The organism is Pseudomonas sp. LBUM1648 (genome assembly GCF_059716145.1).
The window spans coordinates 2,013,040-2,035,995 of record NZ_CP166808.1; the positions used below are offsets into that span (position 1 = coordinate 2,013,040).

General features: G+C 58.2%; 22 protein-coding genes and 1 tRNA gene. 16 read left to right on the forward strand and 7 right to left on the reverse strand.

Annotated features, from left to right (window positions below; all coding sequences use genetic code 11):
- Positions 1-2: 2 nt before the first annotated feature.
- From ACA043_RS09305 to ACA043_RS09325, 5 genes are all read left to right on the forward strand, one after another.
- Positions 3-236, forward strand: a complete 234-nt coding sequence (locus ACA043_RS09305) for a hypothetical protein (RefSeq protein ID WP_127651687.1) — start codon at positions 3-5, stop codon at positions 234-236.
- 212 nt (positions 237-448) lie between these two features.
- Positions 449-796, forward strand: a complete 348-nt coding sequence (locus ACA043_RS09310; RefSeq protein WP_007960698.1) for a ribonuclease E inhibitor RraB — start codon at positions 449-451, stop codon at positions 794-796.
- Positions 797-1,274: 478 nt separating this feature from the next.
- On the forward strand, positions 1,275-2,684 hold the full coding sequence (locus ACA043_RS09315; RefSeq protein WP_187680092.1) for a circularly permuted type 2 ATP-grasp protein: 1,410 nt from the start codon (positions 1,275-1,277) through the stop codon (positions 2,682-2,684).
- Positions 2,685-2,696: 12 nt separating this feature from the next.
- The gene (locus tag ACA043_RS09320) at positions 2,697-3,647 is read left to right on the forward strand and encodes an alpha-E domain-containing protein (RefSeq protein ID WP_007914063.1); all 951 of its coding nucleotides are present in this window, start codon (positions 2,697-2,699) and stop codon (positions 3,645-3,647) included.
- Positions 3,644-4,453: a transglutaminase family protein gene (locus ACA043_RS09325; protein ID WP_401269748.1), complete on the forward strand. Its 810-nt coding sequence runs from the start codon at positions 3,644-3,646 to the stop codon at positions 4,451-4,453. The genes ACA043_RS09320 and ACA043_RS09325 overlap by 4 nt, the downstream gene beginning before the upstream one ends.
- 113 nt (positions 4,454-4,566) lie before the next feature.
- Here ACA043_RS09325 and ACA043_RS09330 read toward each other — a convergent pair whose 3' ends face one another.
- Positions 4,567-5,388: a c-type cytochrome gene (locus ACA043_RS09330; protein ID WP_497659631.1), complete on the reverse strand. Its 822-nt coding sequence runs from the start codon at positions 5,386-5,388 to the stop codon at positions 4,567-4,569.
- Between the two features lie 585 nt (positions 5,389-5,973).
- Between ACA043_RS09330 and ACA043_RS09335 the strand changes: the two genes are divergently transcribed.
- From ACA043_RS09335 to ACA043_RS09345, 3 genes are all read left to right on the forward strand, one after another.
- Positions 5,974-7,179 carry an acetyl-CoA C-acetyltransferase gene (locus tag ACA043_RS09335; RefSeq protein WP_401269751.1) on the forward strand — a complete coding sequence of 402 codons (1,206 nt, stop codon included), beginning with the start codon at positions 5,974-5,976 and terminating at the stop codon, positions 7,177-7,179.
- Between the two features lie 24 nt (positions 7,180-7,203).
- On the forward strand, positions 7,204-9,348 hold the full coding sequence (locus ACA043_RS09340) for a 3-hydroxyacyl-CoA dehydrogenase NAD-binding domain-containing protein (protein WP_497659036.1): 2,145 nt from the start codon (positions 7,204-7,206) through the stop codon (positions 9,346-9,348).
- Positions 9,349-9,442: 94 nt separating this feature from the next.
- Complete coding sequence (locus tag ACA043_RS09345) at positions 9,443-10,171, forward strand: amidotransferase (RefSeq protein ID WP_187680096.1); 729 nt, start codon at positions 9,443-9,445, stop codon at positions 10,169-10,171.
- 47 nt (positions 10,172-10,218) lie between these two features.
- Here ACA043_RS09345 and ACA043_RS09350 read toward each other — a convergent pair whose 3' ends face one another.
- The 3 genes from ACA043_RS09350 to ACA043_RS09360 all read right to left on the reverse strand — a co-directional run bounded on the left by ACA043_RS09350 (position 10,219) and on the right by ACA043_RS09360 (position 12,954).
- Positions 10,219-11,190, reverse strand: a complete 972-nt coding sequence (locus ACA043_RS09350) for a magnesium and cobalt transport protein CorA (RefSeq protein ID WP_187680097.1) — start codon at positions 11,188-11,190, stop codon at positions 10,219-10,221.
- A 134-nt stretch (positions 11,191-11,324) separates the two neighbouring features.
- Complete coding sequence (locus tag ACA043_RS09355; protein ID WP_187680098.1) at positions 11,325-12,047, reverse strand: 1-acylglycerol-3-phosphate O-acyltransferase; 723 nt, start codon at positions 12,045-12,047, stop codon at positions 11,325-11,327.
- 217 nt (positions 12,048-12,264) lie between these two features.
- Positions 12,265-12,954 carry a crotonase/enoyl-CoA hydratase family protein gene (locus ACA043_RS09360; RefSeq protein ID WP_187680099.1) on the reverse strand — a complete coding sequence of 230 codons (690 nt, stop codon included), beginning with the start codon at positions 12,952-12,954 and terminating at the stop codon, positions 12,265-12,267.
- A 63-nt stretch (positions 12,955-13,017) separates the two neighbouring features.
- Here ACA043_RS09360 and ACA043_RS09365 point away from each other — a divergent pair, with 63 nt between their 5' ends.
- From ACA043_RS09365 to ACA043_RS09395, 7 genes are all read left to right on the forward strand, one after another.
- Positions 13,018-13,254, forward strand: coding sequence for a hypothetical protein (locus tag ACA043_RS09365; RefSeq protein ID WP_497617207.1), 237 nt, complete (start codon positions 13,018-13,020; stop codon positions 13,252-13,254).
- A tRNA-Ser gene (locus ACA043_RS09370) sits at positions 13,250-13,339 on the forward strand. The genes ACA043_RS09365 and ACA043_RS09370 overlap by 5 nt, the downstream gene beginning before the upstream one ends.
- 151 nt (positions 13,340-13,490) lie before the next feature.
- Positions 13,491-13,811, forward strand: a complete 321-nt coding sequence (locus ACA043_RS09375) for a YbjQ family protein (protein WP_187680100.1) — start codon at positions 13,491-13,493, stop codon at positions 13,809-13,811.
- Positions 13,812-14,012: 201 nt separating this feature from the next.
- Complete coding sequence (locus tag ACA043_RS09380; RefSeq protein ID WP_187680101.1) at positions 14,013-14,201, forward strand: hypothetical protein; 189 nt, start codon at positions 14,013-14,015, stop codon at positions 14,199-14,201.
- A 329-nt stretch (positions 14,202-14,530) separates the two neighbouring features.
- On the forward strand, positions 14,531-14,902 hold the full coding sequence (locus ACA043_RS09385) for a bacteriocin (RefSeq protein WP_489878644.1): 372 nt from the start codon (positions 14,531-14,533) through the stop codon (positions 14,900-14,902).
- 134 nt (positions 14,903-15,036) lie between these two features.
- Entirely contained in the window at positions 15,037-15,459 is a 423-nt protein-coding gene (locus ACA043_RS09390; RefSeq protein ID WP_497659037.1) for a glycine zipper domain-containing protein, read from the forward strand.
- Positions 15,460-15,581: 122 nt separating this feature from the next.
- Positions 15,582-15,740, forward strand: a complete 159-nt coding sequence (locus ACA043_RS09395; RefSeq protein WP_187680104.1) for a hypothetical protein — start codon at positions 15,582-15,584, stop codon at positions 15,738-15,740.
- A gap of 113 nt (positions 15,741-15,853) precedes the next feature.
- On the opposite strand, the gene ACA043_RS09400 is transcribed toward ACA043_RS09395, so the two are convergent.
- The gene (locus ACA043_RS09400) at positions 15,854-16,240 is read right to left on the reverse strand and encodes a hypothetical protein (RefSeq protein WP_489878646.1); all 387 of its coding nucleotides are present in this window, start codon (positions 16,238-16,240) and stop codon (positions 15,854-15,856) included.
- Entirely contained in the window at positions 16,237-21,090 is a 4,854-nt protein-coding gene (locus ACA043_RS09405; RefSeq protein ID WP_497659038.1) for an RHS repeat-associated core domain-containing protein, read from the reverse strand. The genes ACA043_RS09400 and ACA043_RS09405 overlap by 4 nt, the downstream gene beginning before the upstream one ends.
- Positions 21,091-21,336: 246 nt before the next feature.
- Here ACA043_RS09405 and ACA043_RS09410 point away from each other — a divergent pair, with 246 nt between their 5' ends.
- Positions 21,337-22,032 carry an HAD-IA family hydrolase gene (locus ACA043_RS09410; RefSeq protein WP_489878648.1) on the forward strand — a complete coding sequence of 232 codons (696 nt, stop codon included), beginning with the start codon at positions 21,337-21,339 and terminating at the stop codon, positions 22,030-22,032.
- 82 nt (positions 22,033-22,114) lie between these two features.
- On the opposite strand, the gene ACA043_RS09415 is transcribed toward ACA043_RS09410, so the two are convergent.
- Positions 22,115-22,861, reverse strand: a complete 747-nt coding sequence (locus ACA043_RS09415; RefSeq protein WP_187680108.1) for a 3-oxoacyl-ACP reductase family protein — start codon at positions 22,859-22,861, stop codon at positions 22,115-22,117.
- Positions 22,862-22,956: the final 95 nt, after the last annotated feature.

Genomic DNA, 22,956 nt, shown 5'->3' on the forward strand with positions numbered 1-22,956 from the left:
CGATGCAAAAGTGGAAAGTCACTTTCGTGGACGATCATGGTGAAATTGTCGATGAGGTCTTCGAGCGTGCGGAATGCCCAAGCGACGATGAAGCTGCTCGACTGATCAAGGAACGGCTCCTGCCTGTCGCCGCGGAACTGGATATGAACGATCTGGAAGGGCGCACTGCCGATGCAGGCGTCAAAAGCCTGAAAACCCAGAACAGCATCGAAATCCGCAGTATCACTCCCATCTGAAATTCTTCTTGTCACTTGAAGCACCAGGCCTTGGCAGCAGCTCTATCTTGGGGCTACTCTGCAAGCGAGATCAGCGAACGGATCGCTAAGGTCTGGTCTTGTCAGCTACATGCTTGTTTCCCGCGCGCAACCACGTTGCCGTAGTACTTTGGCCAGTAAGGCCCGGGGCGGGAATACGGAAAGTCTATCCATCTATCCGAGGGGGACGATTCATGAGCACAGCCTATCAAGAAGACATCAGCAGCAATGTACTGCGCCGCATGAAAGAAGGCGGTTTCGATTTTTCCCGATTCCATCCCATCGAGTTTTACGCCATTTTCCCGGACGAGGAGCGGGCGCGCAGGGCGGCAGGTAAGTTTCGCGGTGAATCCATCAATGCCCAGGTCAGCGCGCGCGACGACGGCGCGTGGTCTCTGGAATTGAGCAAAGTGATGTACGCGACCTATGACGATATCGGCGATTTCGAGCAGGGCTTTTCGGCGGTGGTCGAGCCCTTGGGTGGCATCATCGAAGGCTGGGGCGTCAAGCAGGAGGTGCGTAACCGCCACCGTTTGAACTGATCTCTGGTAATCAACGCAAGCAACGGCTGACCTTCGGGTTGGCCGTTGTCGTTTTTGGCTTGCTTGAATTCCCGTGGCAAAACCCTGAAACAAGAATCCGAGGCAAAAAAAAGCCACCGGAGAGGGTGGCTAAAAGGGAAGACCGATAAGGAGAGGAAACCGGTCAGGGTTAAGGCTTTGAGGGCCGCAAAGGCAATTCGGATCGATTGGGCTGAAGGCTTCATCGGGGGAAGTTTTTTCAGCGGATGCGCGGATTATCCGCAGCCAGCCGCGAGCAGTGAAATCAACTCTGACTATGCTGGTGATAGGCGACAGCACTGCGTCGCAATGAGGCGGGGGCAATCAGGTTGGGGCATTTGTCGCACAGGAATGGTGCGGCGCCTGTGGCGTGATTATCCAACCGATTGAAATCAAAGCGTTTATGCCGATGGCACGGGCCTTGCGATGGTCTGGATGTCCGGGTGACAAGGAGTACGGCATGATCCGCACCTATTTTGATGAGATGTACGATGCCGGCGGCCAGGTCCGCCCGCATTACCGGGAGTTTGCCCGGTGGTTGGCTGACACGCCTGACGAGCTGTTGGCCCAGCGGCGCCGCGAGGCCGATCTGCTGTTCCATCGTGCCGGCATCACGTTCACGCTCTACGGGGACGAGCAGGGCACAGAGCGCCTGATTCCTTTCGACACCATTCCGCGCAGCATTCCCGCCAGTGAGTGGCGGATTGTCGAGCGCGGCTGCATCCAGCGGGTCAAGGCGTTGAACATGTTCCTCGCCGACCTCTATCACGAGCAGCGCATCATCAAGGCCGGGATTATTCCCGCCGAACAGGTGCTGGCCAACGAGCAATATCAGTTGGCGATGCAAGGGCTGGATCTGCACCGCGATATCTATTCGCATATCTCCGGCGTCGATCTGGTGCGCGACGGCGACGGCACCTATTACGTGCTCGAAGACAACCTGCGCACACCGAGCGGCGTGAGCTACATGCTTGAAGACCGCAAGATGATGATGCGTCTGTTCCCGGAGTTGTTTTCCGCCCAGCGTATCGCGCCTATCGATCATTATCCGAACCTGCTGCTCGACACGCTGAAAAGCTCAAGCCCGATTGACGATCCGAGCGTGGTGGTACTGACGCCGGGACGCTTCAACAGTGCGTTTTTCGAGCACGCCTTTCTGGCTCGAGAAATGGGCGTCGAACTGGTGGAAGGTGCGGATCTGTTTGTGCGCGATGACAAGGTCTTCATGCGCACCACCGATGGCCCGAAAGCGGTGGACGTGATCTACCGCCGCCTCGACGACGCGTTCCTCGATCCGCTGGCGTTCAATCCGGATTCGATGCTTGGCGTACCGGGCCTGCTGTCGTCCTATCGCTCCGGCAATGTGGTGCTGGCCAACGCCATCGGCACGGGCGTGGCGGATGACAAATCGGTGTATCCGTTTGTCACCGACATGATCCGTTTCTACCTCGATGAAGAACCGATCCTGAAGAACGTACCGACCTGGCAGTGTCGCAATCCGTCTGAACTTTCCCATGTGCTGGCCAATCTTCCGGATCTGGTGGTCAAGGAAACACAGGGTTCCGGTGGTTACGGGATGCTGGTGGGGCCTGCTGCGACAACCGCGGAAATCGATTCCTTCCGCGAGCGCATCAAGGCCAAGCCCCACGCGTACATCGCGCAACCGACGCTGTCGCTGTCGACCTGCCCGACCTTTGTCGAAAACGGCATTGCGCCGCGCCATATCGACTTGCGGCCATTTGTCTTGTCCGGTCGCGAAACCCGGGTTGTGCCCGGTGGTTTGACCCGTGTCGCCCTGCGCGAAGGCTCCCTGGTGGTGAATTCTTCCCAGGGTGGCGGAACCAAGGACACCTGGGTGGTCGAGGATTGAAGGAAGCTTGCCATGTTAAGTAGAACTGCCTCGGATCTGTATTGGATGTCGCGTTACCTGGAGCGGGCGGAAAATCTCGCGCGGATGCTCGACATCAGTTATTCGCTGTCGCTGATGCCGCAAGACGGTCGCGGTGACGGTTTGCACGAACTGGCCATGCCGCTGCTGATTACCGGCACCCTGGATGATTACCTCGAGCGTCACGGTGCTTTGCATGCCGAACGCCTGCTGCATTTCTTCGCCCTCGATGCCGCCAATCCGGCGAGCATCTATAGCTGCCTCGGCGCGGCGCGGGCCAGCGCGCACGCGGTGCGCGGGCGCATCACCGCAGACATGTGGGAAAACATCAACGCAACGTGGCTGGAAATTCGCGGGATCGCCGAACAGGGCCTGAGCCGCTATGGCATGAGCCGCTTCTGTGAATGGATCAAGGAGCGTTCGCACCTGTTTCGTGGCGCGTCCTACGGCACGATCATGCGTAACGATGCGTTTCGCTTTATTCGCCTGGGGACGTTCATCGAGCGCGCCGACAACACGTTGCGACTGCTCGACGCGCGTTACGAGATGGCCGGCGATCAGGCCGAAGCCGTCAGTGACGGGACGGCCCACGCGTATTACCAGTGGAGTGCGTTGCTGCGAGCGTTGTCGTCGTTCGAGGCCTATACCGAAATCTATCGCGATGCGCCCGGCGCCCGACATGTCGCCGAGCTGCTGTTGTTGCGCGCCGATGTACCACGCTCCCTGCGTGCCTGCACCGAAGAAATCGACCAGATACTCGCCCAGTTGCCAGGCGCCAACGGTCGTCCCGCGCAACGTCTGGCGGCCGAAATGGACGCACGCCTGCGCTACACCGGCATCAACGAAATTCTCGAGGAAGGCCTGCACGCCTGGCTGACCGAGTTCATCCCATTGGTGCGCCAGTTGGGCAACGCCATTCACAGTTCCTACCTGGAGGCTGCATGAGACTTTCCATTAGCCACGAGACCACCTATCACTACGAAGATCAGGTGCGGGCGAGCATCCAGTACTTGCGACTGACCCCCCACGACAGCGAGCGGCAGCATGTGCTGAGCTGGCAGCTCGACCTGCCGCGCCCGGTGCGCGCGCAACTCGATCCGTTCGGCAACATCCTGCACGTGCTAACCATGGACGAGCCGCACGAATCGATCATCATCGGTGCTCGTGGTCAGGTCGACATCGACGAATTGCGTGAGGCCGAGCATGAAAGCCAGTCGGCGTTGCCGTTTCTGCGGTTCACCCGGTTGACCGAGGCGGACGAGGCGCTACGCGCGTTCGCTGCAAAATCCTGCAAGCAGCGTCGCGACCGCACCGCACTGATCGATTTGATGCACGGCCTGAATCAGCACATGACCTACACGCCGGGTTCCACCGAAGTCGACACCAGCGCTGCCGAGGCTTTCGCCGGGCGCTCGGGCGTTTGTCAGGATCACACCCACGCGTTTCTGGCCTGCGCGCGCAGCCTGGGGATTCCGTCGCGGTATGTGTCGGGGTATCTGTACAGCGAGGATTGCGAACACCTGGCCAGCCATGCCTGGGCGGAAGCGTGGCTGGATGACGCCTGGTACAGTTTTGACGTGACCAATGAACTGGCGCGACCTGAGCGGCACCTGAAACTGGCGGTGGGTCTGGATTACCTCGATGCCTGCCCGGTGCGCGGCATGCGCCGGGGTGGTGGGTGTGAGCAGATGCATGCGAAGGTGTTTGTGTCGCCGACGCCGGCGCCGGTGATCTCCGTGCAGCAGCAATAAACACCGAACCCCTGTAGGAGCGAGCCTGCTCGTGACAGCAATCTGTCAGCCAGCACATGCAAGGCTGGCACACCGTTATCGCGAGCAGGCTCGCTCCTACATTGGATCTGTGTTCAGGGCTTGTTTTTGCGCCCGGCCATGTGCTGCAAATACCCGATCAACATCTGCAAATCCCCATCCGGCAGCACATCCGCAGAAAACCCCGGCATCTTCGCCTGCGGCCACTGGCGCAAACTCTGCGGATCACGAATGTAGCGCTTGAGGAAATCTGCACCGAAATACTCGGTCGGGTTATACGGAATATTCAAATCCGGCCCGAACTGCGCATCTCCTGCGCCGTTCAAGCGATGACACGCGAGGCAGTTTTTCTGAAACAGCGCAAAACCCTGATTGACCGGGTCATTGGCCTTTAACGCAGGATCTGGCCGGAGGGCGGGAAAACGCTCGGCCACCGGCGCCATGCGCTTGATGCTGGCGACTTGAAACGGCCATTGTTCCGGGCTGATATTCCCCGCTTGCGGATCGGTCCACACCAGATAGAACGGCCCGGCGCTGTGTTTGCCCTCTGACAACGGCGGCCAGGGTTTGGCCGGGTCCTCGATGGCCAGCCAGGCCCGCGCGCCTTTCTGATTGAGCAACTGCGCAGCGGCAAGCTCGGCGGCAAAGCCATCCAGTGCGACCGCTTGCAGATGATCCTCAGGTTTGATGCCCGTCAGCAACGCCGCGACGGGCAAGGCGCGATAGGTCATGTCCTTCTTGTAGGACACGTCGCTTTTTACCGTGAGCGTTTGTACCTGAGGATGCTTGAGCAGCTCCTCGGTCTGCCAGGTGCGGCTATTTGCGCCCAACTGCAGATCCAGTTGCGCGGCAGACAAGGGCATGCTCAGCAGCATGGCCCCAAACACAATGAGCGCTTTCAAATGATCGCCGTCCATGTCGTGGATGTGCGCAAAGGTTGGCACAGCCACGCTGGCCCGGGTAGCGGGCCAGTCACATTTTTAGTGGCGAATTACAGCACCTGCCGCTTGAACTCAGCCGATGACCTTGGTCAGGTTCGGCAAAATCAACAACAGCGTCGTGGCGAAAAGAATGAGTCCTGCTTGACGAACTTTCGGTTGTTTGAACATGGCTTGACCGCCTTTATTGTTATTTCCTGATGCTTGCCTGCATATCCATGACGGCAAGCGCTGCACTTCCTGTTGAATGACGCCTGCCTCGGCAAAACCCGACGGCCATGACGTACATGTCTTACCTTAGGGCCCGCGTCACGCTTGGCTTAGATCCATTTCATATGTACTTGCTGCTGAGTGCGATTAAAAAGGCATGAGGCGTATTGCCAGCTTCTTTGCCGCCCGCTTGCTAGACAACTCGCCGACCTGAACCGGTTCACCCAATCGCCGATGACCGTCCGTCTGAGCGTGCGCGTCAATGTCATTGAGCGCTGTGGTCATTGAATCCGTGACCGTCGGGGACAACAGTGACAGTACGAAATTCACTCACCGCGCAGGTTCGAGGACGTCATGACCCAAGCTTTGATTTTCGACGCGTTACGCACGCCCCGTGGCAAAGGCAAGGCCGACGGCGCCTTGCACAGTGTCAAACCGGTAAATCTGGTGGCAGGTCTGTTGACCGCGCTGCAAGAGCGCACCTCACTGGACACCAGCCAGGTCGATGACGTTGTGCTCGGCTGCGTTACGCCGATTGGCGATCAAGGCTCGGACATCGCCAAAACCGCCGTGCAAGTGGCCGATTGGGACGTTAGCGTGGCAGGTGTGCAGATCAACCGGTTCTGCGCTTCAGGACTGGAAGCGGTCAACCTCGGTGCCATGAAGGTGCGCTCGGGTTTCGAAGACTTGGTGGTGGTCGGCGGCGTCGAGTCGATGTCGCGGGTGCCGATGGGCAGTGATGGCGGCGCCTGGGCGCTGGACCCCCAGACCAATCTGCACAGTCACTTCACGCCACAGGGTGTGGGGGCGGATTTGATCGCCACCCTGGAAGGCTTCAGCCGCCAAGACGTCGATGCCTACGCGCTGTACTCACAACAGAAAGCCGCGCGGGCGAGGGCCGATGGCTCGTTCAACAAATCGTTGGTGCCGGTGCAGGATCAAAACGGCATCATCTTGCTCGATCACGATGAGTTCATTCGCGCCGAATCGACGCTGGAAGGGCTGGGCAAGCTCAAGCCGAGTTTCGAAATGATCGGTCAAATGGGTTTCGACGCGACCGCGTTGCGTGTTTACAGCCATGTCGAGCGAATCAATCACGTGCACACACCGGGAAACAGTTCCGGAATCGTCGATGGCGCGGCGTTGATGCTGATCGGCTCAGAAGCCAAGGGGCGGGCGCTGGGCTTGCAGCCTCGGGCGCGCATCGTCGCCACGGCGGTCACCAGCACCGATCCGACCATCATGCTCACCGGCCCGGCGCCGGCCACTCGCAAAGCGCTGGCGAAGGCTGGCTTGCGTGTGGAAGACATCGACCTGTTCGAGGTCAACGAAGCGTTTGCCTCAGTAGTACTGAAATTCATCAAAGACATGGCGGTCGACCCGGACAAGGTCAACGTCAACGGCGGCTCCATCGCCATGGGCCACCCGCTGGGCGCCACCGGTTGCGCGATCCTCGGCACCCTGCTCGATGAACTTGAAGCCCGGCGTCTGCGCTACGGCCTGGCGACGCTGTGTGTCGGCGGCGGCATGGGCATTGCCACCATCATCGAACGTCTCTGAGTCCCGAATTCAAGGAACCCTGTTATGAGCGAAGCCATTCGTTACGAAAAAGGCCAGGACGCGATCGTCGTTTTGACCATCGACATGCCGGGCCAGAGCGCCAACACCATGAACGCGGTCTACCGTGAGGCCATGGCCGCCTGCGTCGCCCGACTTGTCGCGGAAAAAGACAGCATTGCCGGGGTCATCATCACGTCGGCGAAGAAAACTTTTTTTGCCGGCGGCGACCTCAATGAGTTGATCAGGGTTGGCAAGCCCGAAGCCAAAGCCTTTTATGACATGGTGCTGACCCTCAAAGGGCAACTGCGCACTCTGGAAACTTTAGGTAAACCGGTGGTCGCGGCCATCAACGGTGCGGCACTGGGCGGTGGTTGGGAAATCTGCCTTGCCTGTCATCACCGGGTAGCGTTGGACGATGCGTCCGTGCAGCTCGGTCTGCCGGAAGTGACTCTCGGTTTGTTGCCGGGCGGCGGCGGGGTGGTGCGCATGGTGCGTATGCTTGGCATCGAGAAAGCGCTACCGTATCTGCTCGAAGGCAAAAAGGTTCGTCCGCAACAGGCGTTACAGGCCGGTTTGATCGATGCGCTGGCGACGGATCGGGATGAGCTGCTCGCCAAGGCTCGTGCGTGGATCGTTGCCAATCCGACGGCGGTGCAGCGTTGGGACGTGAAGGGGTATCAGATCCCGGGCGGTACGCCGTCGAATCCGAAAGTCGCACAGATGCTGGCGATAGCACCGTCGATCCTGCGCACCAAAACCCAAGGCACGCTGCCGGCACCGGAGAAAATTCTGTGTGCGGCGGTGGAGGGCGCTCAGGTCGATTTCGACACCGCGCACCTGATTGAAACCCGCTACTTCACAGAGTTGACCACCGGCCAGATCTCCAAAAACCTGATCGGCACGTTCTGGTTTCAGCTCAACGAGATCAATGCTGGTGGCTCACGGCCTCAGGGCTTTGCGCCTTATAAAACGCAGAAAGTCGGCGTACTCGGCGCCGGCATGATGGGCGCGGGGATCGCTTTTGTCAGTGCCTCGGCCGGCATCGAAGTGGTGCTCAAGGACATCAACCTCGCTGCAGCCGAGAAGGGCAAGGCCCATTCGGCAGCGCTGCTCGACAAGAAAGTAGCCCGTGGGCAAATGACTGCTGAACAGCGCGAAGCGGTGTTGGCGCGAATTCATCCGACTGAAACCGATACCGATCTGGCCGGTTGCGATTTGATCATTGAAGCGGTGTTTGAGGATCGCGAACTGAAAGCCAAAGTCTCGGCGGCCGCGCAGGAAATTGTCGGCGCCGACGCTGTAATTGCCTCCAACACCTCGACCTTGCCGATCAGCGGGCTGGCGACTGCCGTACCCGATCAGAGCAAATTCATCGGCCTTCATTTCTTCAGCCCGGTCGAGAAAATGCCGCTGGTGGAAATCATCAAAGGCGCTCAGACCAGCGATGCAACCCTGGCGCGGGGTTTCGATTTCGTTCTGCAAATCAAGAAAACCCCGATTGTGGTCAACGACAGTCGCGGCTTTTTCACTTCGCGGGTATTCGGTACCTTCACCAATGAAGGCATCGCCATGCTCGGCGAGGGCGTGAGCGCACCGATGATCGAGACCGAAGCGCGCAAGGCCGGGATGCCGGTCGGGCCTCTGGCGATCTCTGACGAAGTTTCCCTCAGCCTGATGAGCCATATCCGCAAGCAAACTGCTAAAGACCTGCAAGCGGAAGAGAAACCGCTGATAGATCATCCGGCGTTCGCCGTGATTGACTTGTTGCTCAATGAATACAAGCGTCCCGGCAAGGCCGCTGGTGGCGGTTTCTATGAATACCCGGCTGGTAGCCAGAAGCATTTGTGGCCCGAGCTGAAGACTCGCTTCGAGAAGGCTGACGGGCAAATTTCGCCGAAGGATGTGCGCGATCGCCTGCTGTTCGTGCAAGCCATCGAAACCGTGCGCTGCGTGGAGGAGGGTGTCCTGACTTCGACGGCGGACGCCAACGTCGGATCGATCTTCGGCATCGGCTTCGCTGCTTGGACCGGCGGTGCCCTGCAGTTCATCAATCAATACGGGGTGAAGGATTTTGTCGCCCGTGCGCAGTATCTGGCCGAACAATATGGCGATCGGTTCGCGCCACCGGCCCTGTTACTGGAAAAAGCGGCGAAAGGGGAGCTGTTCTAAAGGGTGGGAAGCCAATCCGGGGCTTGCCTTGCCAGGGTGTTTCAAGGCAGGCTCTGGGGTGTTCATTATTCCCATCACGTGTTAGGTATTTTTTATGTCGCTACGCATCTGCATTCTGGAAACCGACATCCTGCGTCCGGAACTGGTCGATCAATATCAGGGTTACGGGCAGATGTTTCAGCGCCTGTTCTCGCAGCAGCCGATTGCCGCCGAGTTCACCGTCTACAACGTGATGCAGGGCGAATACCCGAGCGATGATCAGACTTTCGACGCGTACCTGGTCACCGGCAGCAAGGCCGATTCGTTTGGCACCGATCCGTGGATCCAGACCCTCAAGGACTATCTGTTGACTCGTTACGAGCGAGGCGACAAATTGCTTGGCGTGTGTTTCGGTCATCAACTGCTGGCGCTGCTCCTCGGTGGCAAGAGCGAACGCGCCACGCAAGGTTGGGGCGTCGGCACTCACAACTACAAACTGGCGGCCAAGGCGCCGTGGATGAGCCCGGTGCGTGAAGAACTGACGTTGCTGATCAGCCACCAGGATCAGGTGACTGCGTTACCGGAAAACGCCACGGTAATTGCTTCGAGCGATTTCTGCCCGTTTGCGGCGTACCACATCAACGACCAGGTGCTGTGCTTCCAGGGGCATCCTGAGTTTATTCACGACTATTCCCGTGCGCTGCTGGATCTGCGTCAGGAAGCGTTGGGCACGCAGATCTATAGCAAAGGCTTGGCCAGCCTGGAGCAAGAGCATCATGGCGCTACGGTGGCGGAGTGGATGATGCGCTTTGTGGCGCACAAGCCTGAAGCTAAAGCTGTTTAAAGTCTGATGCGGAATTTGTGATGAGGGAGCAATCCCTCACCACAGAATTACAACCACCCTGACTTCTTGAAACTCGCCCACAAACTCACACACCCCACCGTAATAAACCCCAGCACGGCAAAATAGCCGTAGTGCCAGCTCAACTCCGGCATGTTCTGGAAGTTCATTCCGTAAATCCCCGCTACCGCGGTCGGAAACGCCAGAATCGCCGCCCATGCCGCAAACTTGCGCTGCACCACGCTCTGCCGTGACGCTTCCAGCAACACTCCGATCTCGATGGTCTGGCTGGCAATGTCGGCCAGTGTCGTCAGGTCTTCCATCTGCCGAGTGACGTGAATCTGCACATCGCGAAAGTACGGGCGCATGTTCTTGTCGATGAACGGGAAACTCAGCTTCTGCAGTTCCTCGCTGATTTCCACCATAGGGGCTGCGTAACGGCGCAGGCGCACCACATCACGGCGCAGGCCATGGAGTTTCTGTACGTCACGTTCATTCAACGCACTGCACAACACGTTGCGTTCCAGCTCATCGATCTCGGCATGGATCGCTTCGCCTACTGGCTGATAGTTCTCGATGACAAAATCGAGCAACGCATAGAGTACGAAATCTTCCCCATGCTCCAGCAACAGTGGACGTGCCTCACAACGTTGGCGGACATGGGCGTAGGACGCCGAGTGGCCGTTACGCGCCGTGATGATGTAACCCTTGCCGGCGAAGATGTGGGTCTCGATGAACTGCAGAACCCCGTGTTCGCGAATGGGTGAGTAGGTGACGATAAACAAAGCGTCGCCAAAGGTTTCCAGCTTCGGCCGGCTGTGTTTTTCCAGGGCATCTTCGATCGCCAGTTCGTGCAGGTTGAACTGACGTTGCAGGTTGGCCAGTTCCTGAGCGTCTGGCTCTTCGAGACCGATCCACACAAAGTGCCCGGTTTTGGCGGCCCAGGCCGCGCCCTCATCGATGGCAATATTGGTGACTTTCTTACCCGCGCTGTACACCGCAGCGGCAACAACTCGACCCATGGTGGTGGTTCACTTCTTCTTGGCAGATGGCAGGGAATACAAGGCATCAGCTTAGCCGTGTCGCTGCTTCAGAGTCAGTGAAATCTGCACAGTTCACCCGGCAAAAGAAAACCCGCACAAGGCGGGTTTGCTTTTCAGGCAGCTTGCAGTTGCCGATCCATCGATTCGATGCACTCGCGCATCTGTTCGCGGCACTGGCTGATGAGCATCGGCATGTCATCCATGGTCAGTCCTACAGTAGGAATTGCCGGGAGTGAACGTATGAGAATTTTCCCGCTGCGCCAGCGGTTCAGGCGCATATGTTTGACGTAACTGCTGACACACACCGGAACGATCGGCACGCCAGCGGCAATTGCCATCTGGAATGCCCCTTTCTTGAACGGCAGCAGCTCTTCACCGAGATTGCGCGTGCCTTCCGGGAATACCCAGATCGACGTGTCTTCGTTCTGCAAGGTGTTGGTCGTGGTGAGCATCGACTGACGCGCCTTTTGCGCATTCCCACGATCGATCAACACGTTGCCCGCCAGCCAGAACAGTTGCCCGAACAGCGGCACCCATTTCAGGCTTTTTTTACCAATACAGACGGTGCGGCGCGGCACCACATTGCCGAACACGAACAGATCATAGTTGGACTGATGGTTGGCGATGATCACGCAACTGTCGGGTTTGTTCATCAAACCGCTGACATCGGATTTCACCCGCAGACGCAAAATGCACATGGCCGGCAGCGCGTAGAGGCGGGCGCACAGACGGCTGTTGTCCGGATTAAATGGACGGCACAACCCGAGAATCACCCCAAGCATGCCAGCCAGAATAAAGTGCAGGCCCATCAACAACATACGAAACACAAACAGCATTTTCAGGCCCCACCGGGACAAAAGGTGGCGCAGTGTACGGATGTGCACTGTTTTCGGCAATTGCTGCTATAGAGTGCGGAGATAGCCGATGTTTAAGCGCATGTTTCAAGCTTGGTTGTCAGACCCGTCCTAGAGCTGCAACGGTATTTTCAACCAGGTGCGTAAGAAAAAGCCCGACACGACGGTCGGGCTTTTCTTGACCGCTGGAACCGGGTGCTTACCCCAGATGTTCCTGATCCTGAATGATCGCGTTATCCAAGGTTTCCAGCAGCGCCTTGCGCACCTTCAATTTGGTGTTCTTGTGCGCCGTCATGTTGATCTTCTTCAACTGCCGTGCGGCGGCCAAGGCAGCACCTTGCAGCTCCTCGGCGGAAACCACCTTATCGAGGAAGCCAGCATCCACAGCGCTTTGCGGATCGAACATCTCGCCGTTGATCACTGAACGGTGGAAAGCCGAACGACGCAGACGATCACGGGCCAGCTCGATACCGGCGTGGTGCATGGTCATACCGATCTGCACTTCATTCAGACCAATGCTGAACGGGCCGTCGACGCCGATACGGTAATCGGCGGACAGAAGAATGAATGCACCTTTGGCCACGGCATGGCCCGGGCACGCGACGATCACCGGGAACGGGTGAGAGAGCAGACGGCGAGCCAGCGTCGAACCGGCAGTCACCAGTGCCACCGCTTCTTTAGGGCCGGCGGTCATCACTTTCAGGTCATAGCCACCGGACAGAATCCCTGGCTGACCGGTAATGATCACGATGGCACGATCAGTCACCGCCTTATCCAGCGCCGCGTTGAACGCTGCAATCACGTCCGGGGAAATGGCATTGACCTTGCCATTGCTCAAGGTCAGGGTCGCGATACCGTCTTCGAGGTGGTAAGAAATCAACTCACTCATGACGCTATTCCTTTAAGAAAGATGGGCAGACGTTACCCACCACCGCAGGCCAGGTAAAGCACCGTGACTGACCCGTCGGTCACCCTTTATCGGCTCATGCCCCGCAGACTGCTATCTGTCTTCTATATAGAAGGGGGCGTGCCCACCGGAGATTGGCCGGTTTGCCATGGCCTGTTGGCGGGGAAAACTGTTTTTTCTCTTAACCGCATGAAAATTCTGAAAAAAAGTTTGCCATCGGAAAAGCTTTCGACTACATTAGCGCGCCTCGACAGACAGAACATGTTTGAAGAGATACGGTGAAGTGTCCGAGTGGCTTAAGGAGCACGCCTGGAAAGTGTGTATACAGGAAACTGTATCGAGAGTTCGAATCTCTCCTTCACCGCCATATTCGATTACACAGAACCCCTGATTTCGAAAGAAGTCAGGGGTTTTGTGGTTTCTGGCGTCTGGATTTTGTTGGGTGTCTGCTGAAATCGGCTTAATCCTCGATTGAATTACAATCGCGGTTTTTATCTGCCTGAAAAAGGACTGTTTCCATGATCATCTCCACCACTCAAGCCATCGAAGGCCGTCAGATCACCGCCTATCTAGACATTGTCAGTGCCGAATCGGTGCAGGGCGTCAATGTGATCCGCGACATGTTTGCCGGCATGCGTGATTTTTTTGGTGGGCGCTCTCAGACGCTGGAGCGGGCGCTGAAGGAGGCGCGTATCCAGGCGACTGAGGAGATCAAGGAGCGAGCGCGAGCCTTGCAGGCGGACGCTGTGGTTGGGGTGGATTTCGAGATCAGTATGCCGGCCGGCAAGGGCGGTATGGTTGTGGTGTTCGTGACAGGTACTGCGGTGAAGTTGCGCTGATTATTGGACGGAACGTTGGGATTTGTGGATCTCGACGTTTTGACTTGTTGCCATCCGGTCTTTTGTAGGCCATTCGTCGGGCGTCAGCGTTTCTGAATCACAAGTCCAGGAATGACCGGCTAGTCTCAAAAGTACTGGAGGTCGATATTCTTTCAGGCAAAGAGCTTTGCCGGTGTCGACCCGTTTCGAAGGGGAAAAGGCATGACTGATCCGTATATCGAAGACGATGGCGCTGAATTTTCCTTCAACAACTGCGTGCGATGTGGCCAGACCGAGTACCAGTCGGGCTTTGGTGAGGATCCGGTGCAGACCGGCAAGATCAAGTCCACGGTACCTAAAGGGCCGAAGGCGAAGTTTTTACCCAGGATCGCGACCCGCGCCCGCAAGTAAGTCTTGCAACCCACAACCCCGTCAATGAGCGGGGTTTTTTGTGCCTGGCGCAACCTATCGGGAAAAATTCCTACGCGCGCAGTGTGGATGTAAACGCTTTTCACAAACTTTTCACGTCTGCCAAAGTAGGGTGAAGCCATCCGTTAGAAAGCAAGTCTCCAGCCCGTCTCCCCAGCGGGCTTTTTTTTGCCTGTCATAAAACCTTTTCCAGAATCGCTGTCCAAACGGCGCCGAGTGTGTGCAGCTCACTCATGCTGTCTGGACTTTTGCGCTCCGACGGCATTAAATCCCGGCCCTTTTTGTCATACCCATTTTTTGAGGTTTTTGTCATGCGTTTAACATTGCCTGCTCTGGTTCTGGGCCTTCTCGTTGCTCAAGGTGCGATGGCTGCCGGTGACGGCACCGCTGCGCTGGGCGGTGGTCTGGGTGGCGCGCTGGGTAACGTTGTCGGCCAGAAAATGGGCGGCAGCACCGGTGCTGCGATTGGTGCCGGCGTCGCAGGCGCAGCGGGCAGTGCAGTGGCGGCACGCAAAGGTAGCCGGACCAAAGCGGCCATCGGCGGTGGTGTCGGCGCTGCCGGCGGTTCGGTGATCGGCAACAGTCTCGGCGGCAAGAATGGCGCTACTATTGGCGCGGGCCTGGGCGGTGCAGCCGGCGGCGCGGTTGGCAGCAATCTGTCCAAAGGGCACAAGCGTCACTGAGATTGATTGCAGGTCAGAAAAGTCCGGCTCGATGTCGGGCTTTACGTTGGTGAACGTTTTACCCGTAATCGTCTCCAATAACACATAAGCCCTGCATGGGCAGCCTGTCCCGGCTCGGGAACTGTGAGGTTCATATGCGTTTGTCATTATCTGCACTGTTTTTCGGATTGCTGGTGGCTCAAGGCGCAATGGCTGCCGGTGATGGTTCGGCCTCCGTTGGCGGCGGGCTGGGTGGTGTGCTGGGCAACGTGGTCGGCGGACAGCTCGGCGGCAGCACAGGCGCTGCGGTCGGTGCCGGTGTGGGTGGCGCGGCGGGCAGCGCCGTCGGTGCGAATAAAAACAATCGCACGGAAGCCGCCATTGGCGGTGGCCTTGGAGCTGCGGGCGGCTCAGTGATCGGTAACAGCCTGGGCGGTTCGACCGGTTCGGCTGTCGGTGCAGGATTGGGTGGTGCCGCAGGTGGTGCGCTCGGCAACAACCTGGGTGACGATGGCGGGAAGTCTCATTCCGGTGGTGGCCATAAGCATAAGAACAAGCATAAAAACAAACATCATTGATTGACGATTAAACAGAAACCCGGCCGTGTGCCGGGTTTTTCGTTTCTGCAGGTTCGACTCGGGAACGATTGGCAGCAGGGCCTTTCGAACGTCATACACTCCCCGACATCATGAGGTTTGCAATGACTCCCGAAACCGAAGGCAAGGAAGAAAAAGGCTCGAGTGGGCTGCCGTTTATCAATGATCCGGGGAATGAGGATCCGGGGTCGTTGATGGATGATGCGACGGTGCCGCTAATTGATTCGGATGATGAGTTTGATGAGGAGGAAGATGAGCAGTGAGGAAATTTCTGGTTTGGTCTTTGGTGTCGTTTGCGGTATGAAACCTCTATTTCTCAGGGGCCTGTCGGTGCAGGCCCTGTGAGTGTTAAGTCAAATTGTGTGATCCTTACAAACTAAAAAGACTTTAACCATGAACGATAGAAGGCCTTTTGATCCTCTATGTTGTTTGTTAGGTCTCTGTCCTCGTAATCGAAAATTCGGACAATATCTTCCTCTTCTGTGGGTCGTCCTTCACGGAGTTCGTACGCAACAAGTCCGCAGGACATTTGTGAGCTCATACCCGATGGATAAACGTTTATTTTAGAGCCCTTACATAAAAACGTAACTCCCGGAAATTCTGACCTCAGCGCACCGAAACAGCCAAACATGTCGTAAGACGTATAGATTTTTTTTAGGCCATCTTTTCTTGTAAAAGTTAGTGCCCTATTCCTTCTGTCACATTCAATAAGGGCTGCTTCCAGCCCTTGAGCTGTTTTAATCTGGATTTCTATCGGTTTCATTGTTTGCTCCTGTTTGGGTTGAGCACTGAATAACCTTTATAGCTGCCATCTTCGTAGACTGGCGTGGCTCCTACTATATCTTGACTTTTAATGCCCCCTGGGACTGCAATTTCTACTTCACGTCGATGGGGTGAAAGGGCACCAAGTTCTTTGTTTACGTCAATCCCTTTAACGTTCTTCAGGACATATATATAGCCGTCGGCAATGCCGTAGCCCGTTGCAAATTTTGTTGCCTGCTTTTCTGAAAAAGAAGTACTCACGTACCAGCTTGGAGGAATTTTATTATCCAAAGCATGCAGGAAAAGATCTTTACTATCGCCCCACGGTTCAAACCCAGCATCGAAAATTTCCCATGGTTCTCGATCATCACCGCGGTACAAATAATGGTTTTCTTGTATTGGGGCTGGAGTTGCAGGTGCCCCTTCCTCTACACGAACGTTGCTAAAAGTGTTGACTTCACGTGAAGGTTTTCCGCAATTGTCCCCACCCGGACAATCACTCAACCCCAACGGATCCACCCACCCCGTTGGATTCGGCACGTACTGGTACTGATTCAACCCACCCGCCAACTTGATCGGGTCCGGCGTCAGATACCGGCCCAGCCGTGGGTCGTAATACCGGTGCCGGTTGTAATGCAGTCCGCTCTCCCCATCGAAATACTGCCCCTGAAACCGCAGTGGCTGGTCGAGGTATTCCTCGGCGGCGAGGGTCAGCGCGGCAACTTTGCCGTAGGCGTCGTATTGCGCCGACCAGACGATTTCGCCGCTGTAGTCGGTGAGTTCCTGTGGGGTGCCGAGGTGGTCGAGTTGGTAGTAGAACGGGCAGGCGCGCTTCGGGCCTTTGCCGTCGAGCAGCGCCAGCGGGCGGAAGGTGCCGGGTTCGTAGACGTAGCTGCGGTGGTGGGTTTGGCTGCTTTCGGCGACGAGGTTATCGCCTTGCCAGAAGAACTCGGTGGTGGCGCCGTCGACGGTTTTGCTGATGCGCCGGTTGAAGGCGTCGTAGCGGTAACGGGCGGTTTTGCCGTCGGGGCGGGTCAGGCCGATGAGGCGGTGTTGGCAGTCGTAGCGGTATTCGGTGACGAGTTTCTGCGCGGTGCCGCGGCGTTCGCGGATCAGGTTGCCGAAGGCGTCGTAGTCGTAGTGGCGGTCGCCCTGCATCAGCAGGCGGTTGCCCTTGATCTGCGTCGGGCCGGGGCGATCCTGCATCAGCAGGTTGCCGGCTGGGTCGTGGGCGAAGGATTCCGGCAGTTCGTCGCGTGAGTGGCGGACGCGAATCAAACGGTCGAGGGCGTCGTAGCCGTAGGTGCGCTGGCCGTGGCGGGTGTCGGCGATGTGCTCGAGATTACCGTTGGCGCTGTAGGCATAGTCGCGGCGATACAGCGAATCGTGCTGATGGCCTACGGCATGGGCGAGCAAGCGACCCTGATCGTCGTAGGTGTATTCGCTGAGCAGCAGGCCTTGCTGGCGTTGTTGCTCGCGTCCTGACTGATAGACGTGGCGCGTCAGTGACGCGCCGTTGAGGTCGATGGCTCTCAGCGCACCGCCCTTGGCGTGGTGGTAATCGAGTTTGCTGTTGTCCGGCAGGCGCATGCGTTTGAGCTGGCCGCAGGCGTCGTAGGTGTAACGCAGGGTGCCCCAGCCCTGATGCTCGGTGATCAGCCGATCTTGCAGGTCGTACTCAAAGGCCAGTGGATGTTTCTGGCCGTCGTCGACACCGACCAAACGACCGAGGCGGTCATAGCGGTATGCAACCTTGATCCCGTCGGGCAGGGTTTTGACCAGCAGGCGACCGGCGGTATCGCGTTCGTATCCGGTGACCAACGTCGAGCCGTCATCGCCGAATTCGGTCTTTTCCAGCAGATGACCGTTGAGGTCATAGGCGTACGCCGTGCGGCGGCCGTCGAAGCCGGTTTCCTGTCGGATCAGTCCGGTCGGCGTGTAGTCCAGACGGTACTTTTCGCCGGACTCGTTTTCGATTTCGGTGAGCAGAAGTTGTGCATGGTCGTAGCGGTATTGCACCCGCGTACCGTCGGGGTTGATTCGGCGTGAGACCAGATGCAGATCGTCGTCATATTCGTAACGGGTGATGCGGCCGAGTTCGTCACGTTCGGCGGTGACCTGGTTATAGGCGCCGTAGCTGTAGGCGCGGGTGCTGCCGCCCGGAGACGTCGTCTGAATTAGTCGGCCCACGGCATCCCAGTGCTGACGCGTGAGCGCACCGTGTTCGTCCTGACTGGTGGTCCGCCGCCCCAGCGCATCGTAGGAAAAGCGCCGCACACCGCCGTCGGGCAGGGTTTCTTCAACCAACTGGCCGAGAGCGTTCCAGACCAGCACATGCCGACCAGTGTCCGGATAGCGGATCGACAGCAACTGCCCACGCGCATCGTAGTGGTAATGGGTGACCTGCCCGTCTGGATCAACCGCCTCGGTGACATCGCCCTGGGCATTGCGCCGGTACGTCCACACCGCCTCGCCGCGAGAGCGGCTGTGCAGGAAACCGTTGCGGTACTCGTAGGACGTTGGCTCGTCGTCCGGCGGAAGCAGCGCGATCAGGCGTCCGACGTCGTCGTAACGGTATTCGGTGACCGCGCCGAGCGGACCCTGCTCGGCGATCAAACGCCCCGCGTCGTCGTAGGCCTTGAGGTGCTCGCCACCGTCGGCCTCGACCTTGCGCACCAGCCGCGCACGCTCGTCGTGCACGTAGGTTTCTTCGGTGCCATCGACGTAATGCACCGCCACGCTGCCGTTGTCATCCCAGACGTAACGCGTGTCCATCTGCGAGAACGACGCCCAGTGCCGCACGCATCGGGCAGCCTTGCCGGCGCGTTCCCATTCCCAGAAAAAACTCGCCCCACCGGTCAACTGACGCTGGAGGATGACGTGCTGATCGTCGTAGTCGTAACGCTCGCTGTCGCCAACGGCGTTACACGCTTCGATCAGGTGTTGATAAGCGTCGTAGCGATAACTGACGAGGGTTTGTTCAGTCGTCCATTCAGCCAACTGAAACGACTGATAATCGACGGCCACCAAATGCTGGCGGTCGTAGCGCAGTAATAGCGATCGACCCGCCCCGTTATCCAGCCGCTCAATACGATCCTGACGATCCCGAGAGATGCGCAGACGATTGCCATACCCATCACTGACCGCCGTTAGCCGCCCAGCCCGAAAGTGATAAAACCGCGCCGTGTCCCCCGCCAGCGCAAGAATCAGTTCCTCAGGCTCATCTCCAAGAAAAATCGCCGCCCGCGACAGACTGTTGTGAATCGCCGGCCGCTCCACACTCGGCAACGGAAACCGCGTGCGCCGATTTTCGTGATCGACCCAAACAACAAAATCGCCCTCAAACTCCAGCCGATGCGCCAGCGAATGGCTCCAGCCAAACCCCAGCCCGACATCGATTTCGGCCGCGCTGGTGCGATACAAGCGGGTGAAATCGAACGGCAGCAATCCATCGAGCGTGCCGTCAGTCAGGGTCAGCAGTTCCTCACCGGTAACCATCGACACCGGGCAGCCGTTGGTGCAGGTCGAGGGCACACAGTCGGCGCTGTTGCCGTTGGGGTTTTTCGCTTGATCGGAGGCGTCATCGCGTGGCTCATGGCGCTCCATCCGGCTCATGCCATGCGACTTGTCCCGTGCGAGAGGCGCCGGGTTCGGCACCGTCAACACCAAGGAATCCGCCTGACGAATGTTCAGCGGTATCGACGGCGTCGGTTTCAACTCAACGTCACGCACATTGAGCATCAGTGGTTTCAGTGCGCTTGCGTGCTTGCTCAGTTCGGGCGCAGAGCTCAGTTCCGCCAGGCGCAACGCAGAAGCCGCCAGCCATTCCCGCGCGCGTGGCGATTTGATCTTCGCGAGCACTTTGCTGCTCAACCGCAGTGGCACGCCGACGCCGCCCGATACCCGCATCAACAGAAAGCTGATTAACAGTTCGACACGAACCTCGGCTACCACCTCCGCGAGGTACTGCGGTGGCAGCATCCTCAGCCAACTGGTGAAGGCCGCCAGATGAATAAACAGCAGCGGCTCGTCGCTGAGGATCAACAAACCGTTGGCAATGGCTTCGCTGGACGCCTCCAGCAAAGCGTCCAGTTCGACCTCGGTCAGGTACTCCAGCAGCTTTTCGCTGTTGGCTTGCAAGTCGGCGAGCAGGGCGAACAGTTGCTTGATGTCATCCCAGACACCGTGCAGGGCCTTCTCGAATCCGCGCCAATCCGCCTGTTGCAATTGGCCGTAACGGTCGAGAAATCCTGCACTGGAGAACTCTGTCCACAGTGGCTGAAACCCGTCCCACTCCTGGCGCAACCAGACTTCCAGCCCGTCGAGCATGCCTTGATAAGAGGCATACAGCGCTTGCACATGCTGGCTGGAAACATCGGGAAAGAAGGTGATGCGATAACGCTGGCCCCGGTCGCAGTCGGTCACCTCCAGAATGCCGCTCGGTCCGATTTCATAGTGCTGCGGGGCGCCGAAGGTCAGAACGCCGCCGACATCGGACATCACCGGTTCGAGCGTCAGTGGGGTGTTGCCGATGGGGACGAAGCGCGCAGCCTCGAACATGTGCACCAGGGTCAACGGGCCGCTGGCGGGGCACATGAATACGGATGAACTGATGGGTTTACGGCTTTTGACCGGCGCACTGAGGTGAACGTCGTTGCCGACTCTGAACACCTGCTCGATGTCCAGCATCGACCCCGTCCAGAATTGTTCGGCCCAGGCGTCGTAGTTGTTCAGGCACAGGCGAAACTCCCGGATCAACGTTTCGAAGTCCGGGTGTTCTGGATTCAGGGCGGCAACCACCAGCAGGCCGATGCTGTTGTTCAAGGCCAGAAGCCGATCGGTTTGGAACATTCGCAGGCACTCGCGCACGTCAAAAGAGGTGCGCGGACTTTGCGGGGGATCAAAAAGTAAAGAAGTCGGGCAAGTAGGGGATGTCTGTAGGACTTTTCGCTAAATACTCACGAGTCGTTCAGCGCCCCAGCGGACATTGCCCGTTGCTCAATGCCCGTTGCGCTCGTTATGCTGCTGAACCCATTAATCAGATCCGAGCAGCGGCGCTATTCGCCGCCCGGGATGTCTTTGATAACGGATCCGATGATGAATGCACCGCTGAAGGCGTTCGGCCCGATCAAGGCCGTGATTTTCGATATGGACGGTTTGCTGCTGGACACCGAGGGCATTTACACCGAGGTCACCTCGCTGATTGCCGGGCGTTACGGGCGGACTTTCGACTGGAGCATCAAGCAGAACATCATTGGCCGCGGTGCCAACGATCTGGCCAACTACGTGGTGCAGGCGCTGGATCTGCCGATCACCGCCGAAGAGTTTCTGGTGATCCGAGAGCCGCTGATGCGTGAGCGTTTCCCCACGGCGCAAGCCATGCCCGGTGCGGAGGAATTGGTTCGCCACCTCAAGGCGCACAACATTCCAATCGCTGTGGGCACCAGTTCGTCGCGTCAGTCGTTCGGTCAGAAAACCACGTTGCACCGCGACTGGTTCGCGCTGTTCGATTTCATCGTCACGGCGGACGATCCGGAAGTGGGTGCAGCCAAACCTGCGCCGGATATTTTCCTCACGGCGGCCCGGCGTCTGGGTGTCGCGCCCGAGGATTGTCTGGTGTTCGAAGATTCGCCGTTTGGCGTGACCGCGGCGAAAGCGGCGGGCATGACCGCCATCGCCATTCCGGATGCCGCCATGGCCGATGAAAAATACGCACACGCCGACGGGATTCTTCGCTCGTTGAAAGCGTTCACCCCGAGCGCTTGTGGTTTGCCGGCACTGGAATGGGCTTGATCGGGCCATAAAGCTATAAACAAAAACGCCGCCCCTCAGTTAAAGGAGGGGCGGCGTTTTTCGTACAGGTAACTCAGTCAAATCAGGCGCCGAAACCACCGTCGATGGTCAGGCTGGCACCGGTGATGTACCCGGCTTCCGGGCCTGCCAGATAAGCGACGAAACCGGCGATTTCTTCGGCTTTGCCGTAGCGACCCACGGCCATCAACGGAATCAGGCTTTCGGCGAAGTCACCGTGCGCCGGGTTCATGTCAGTGTCGACCGGGCCAGGCTGCACGTTGTTGATGGTGATACCGCGTGGGCCGAGATCGCGGGCCAGGCCTTTGGTCAGGCCGACCAGCGCCGATTTGCTCATCGCATACACACCGCCACCGGCGAAGGGCATGCGGTCGGCGTTGGTGCTGCCGATGTTGATGATTCGCGCGCCTTCGCCCATGTGTTTGGCGGCTTCCTGGGAGGCGATGAATACGCTGCGAATGTTGATCGCTACGGTCTGGTCGAAATCTTCCAGTTTGAAGTCTTCCAGTGGGGCGACGGCCAGTACGCCGGCGTTGTTGACCAGAATGTCGAGGCGGCCAAAGGCTTCGACGGTGGCGCTGACCGCATGGCGGATGGCAGCGGCGTCGGCGCTGTCAGCCTTGATCGCCAGGGCTTTGCCGCCATTTGCGGTGATGCTGTTCTGCAACTCTTCAGCTTTTGCGGTAGAGCTGACGTAGGTGAAGGCAACTGCAGCGCCTTCAGCGGCCAGACGTTTGACGATCGCGGCGCCGATACCACGGGAACCGCCTTGAATCAGAGCGACTTTGCCGCTGAGGTGTTGAGTGGTCATGTTCGATCTCCAGAATATTCAAGGCGAGATGCCTTGTTGTTGGAGCCGAGTATCGACCTCTGATCCACAACCCACTAGCCCATGATTGCTATAGT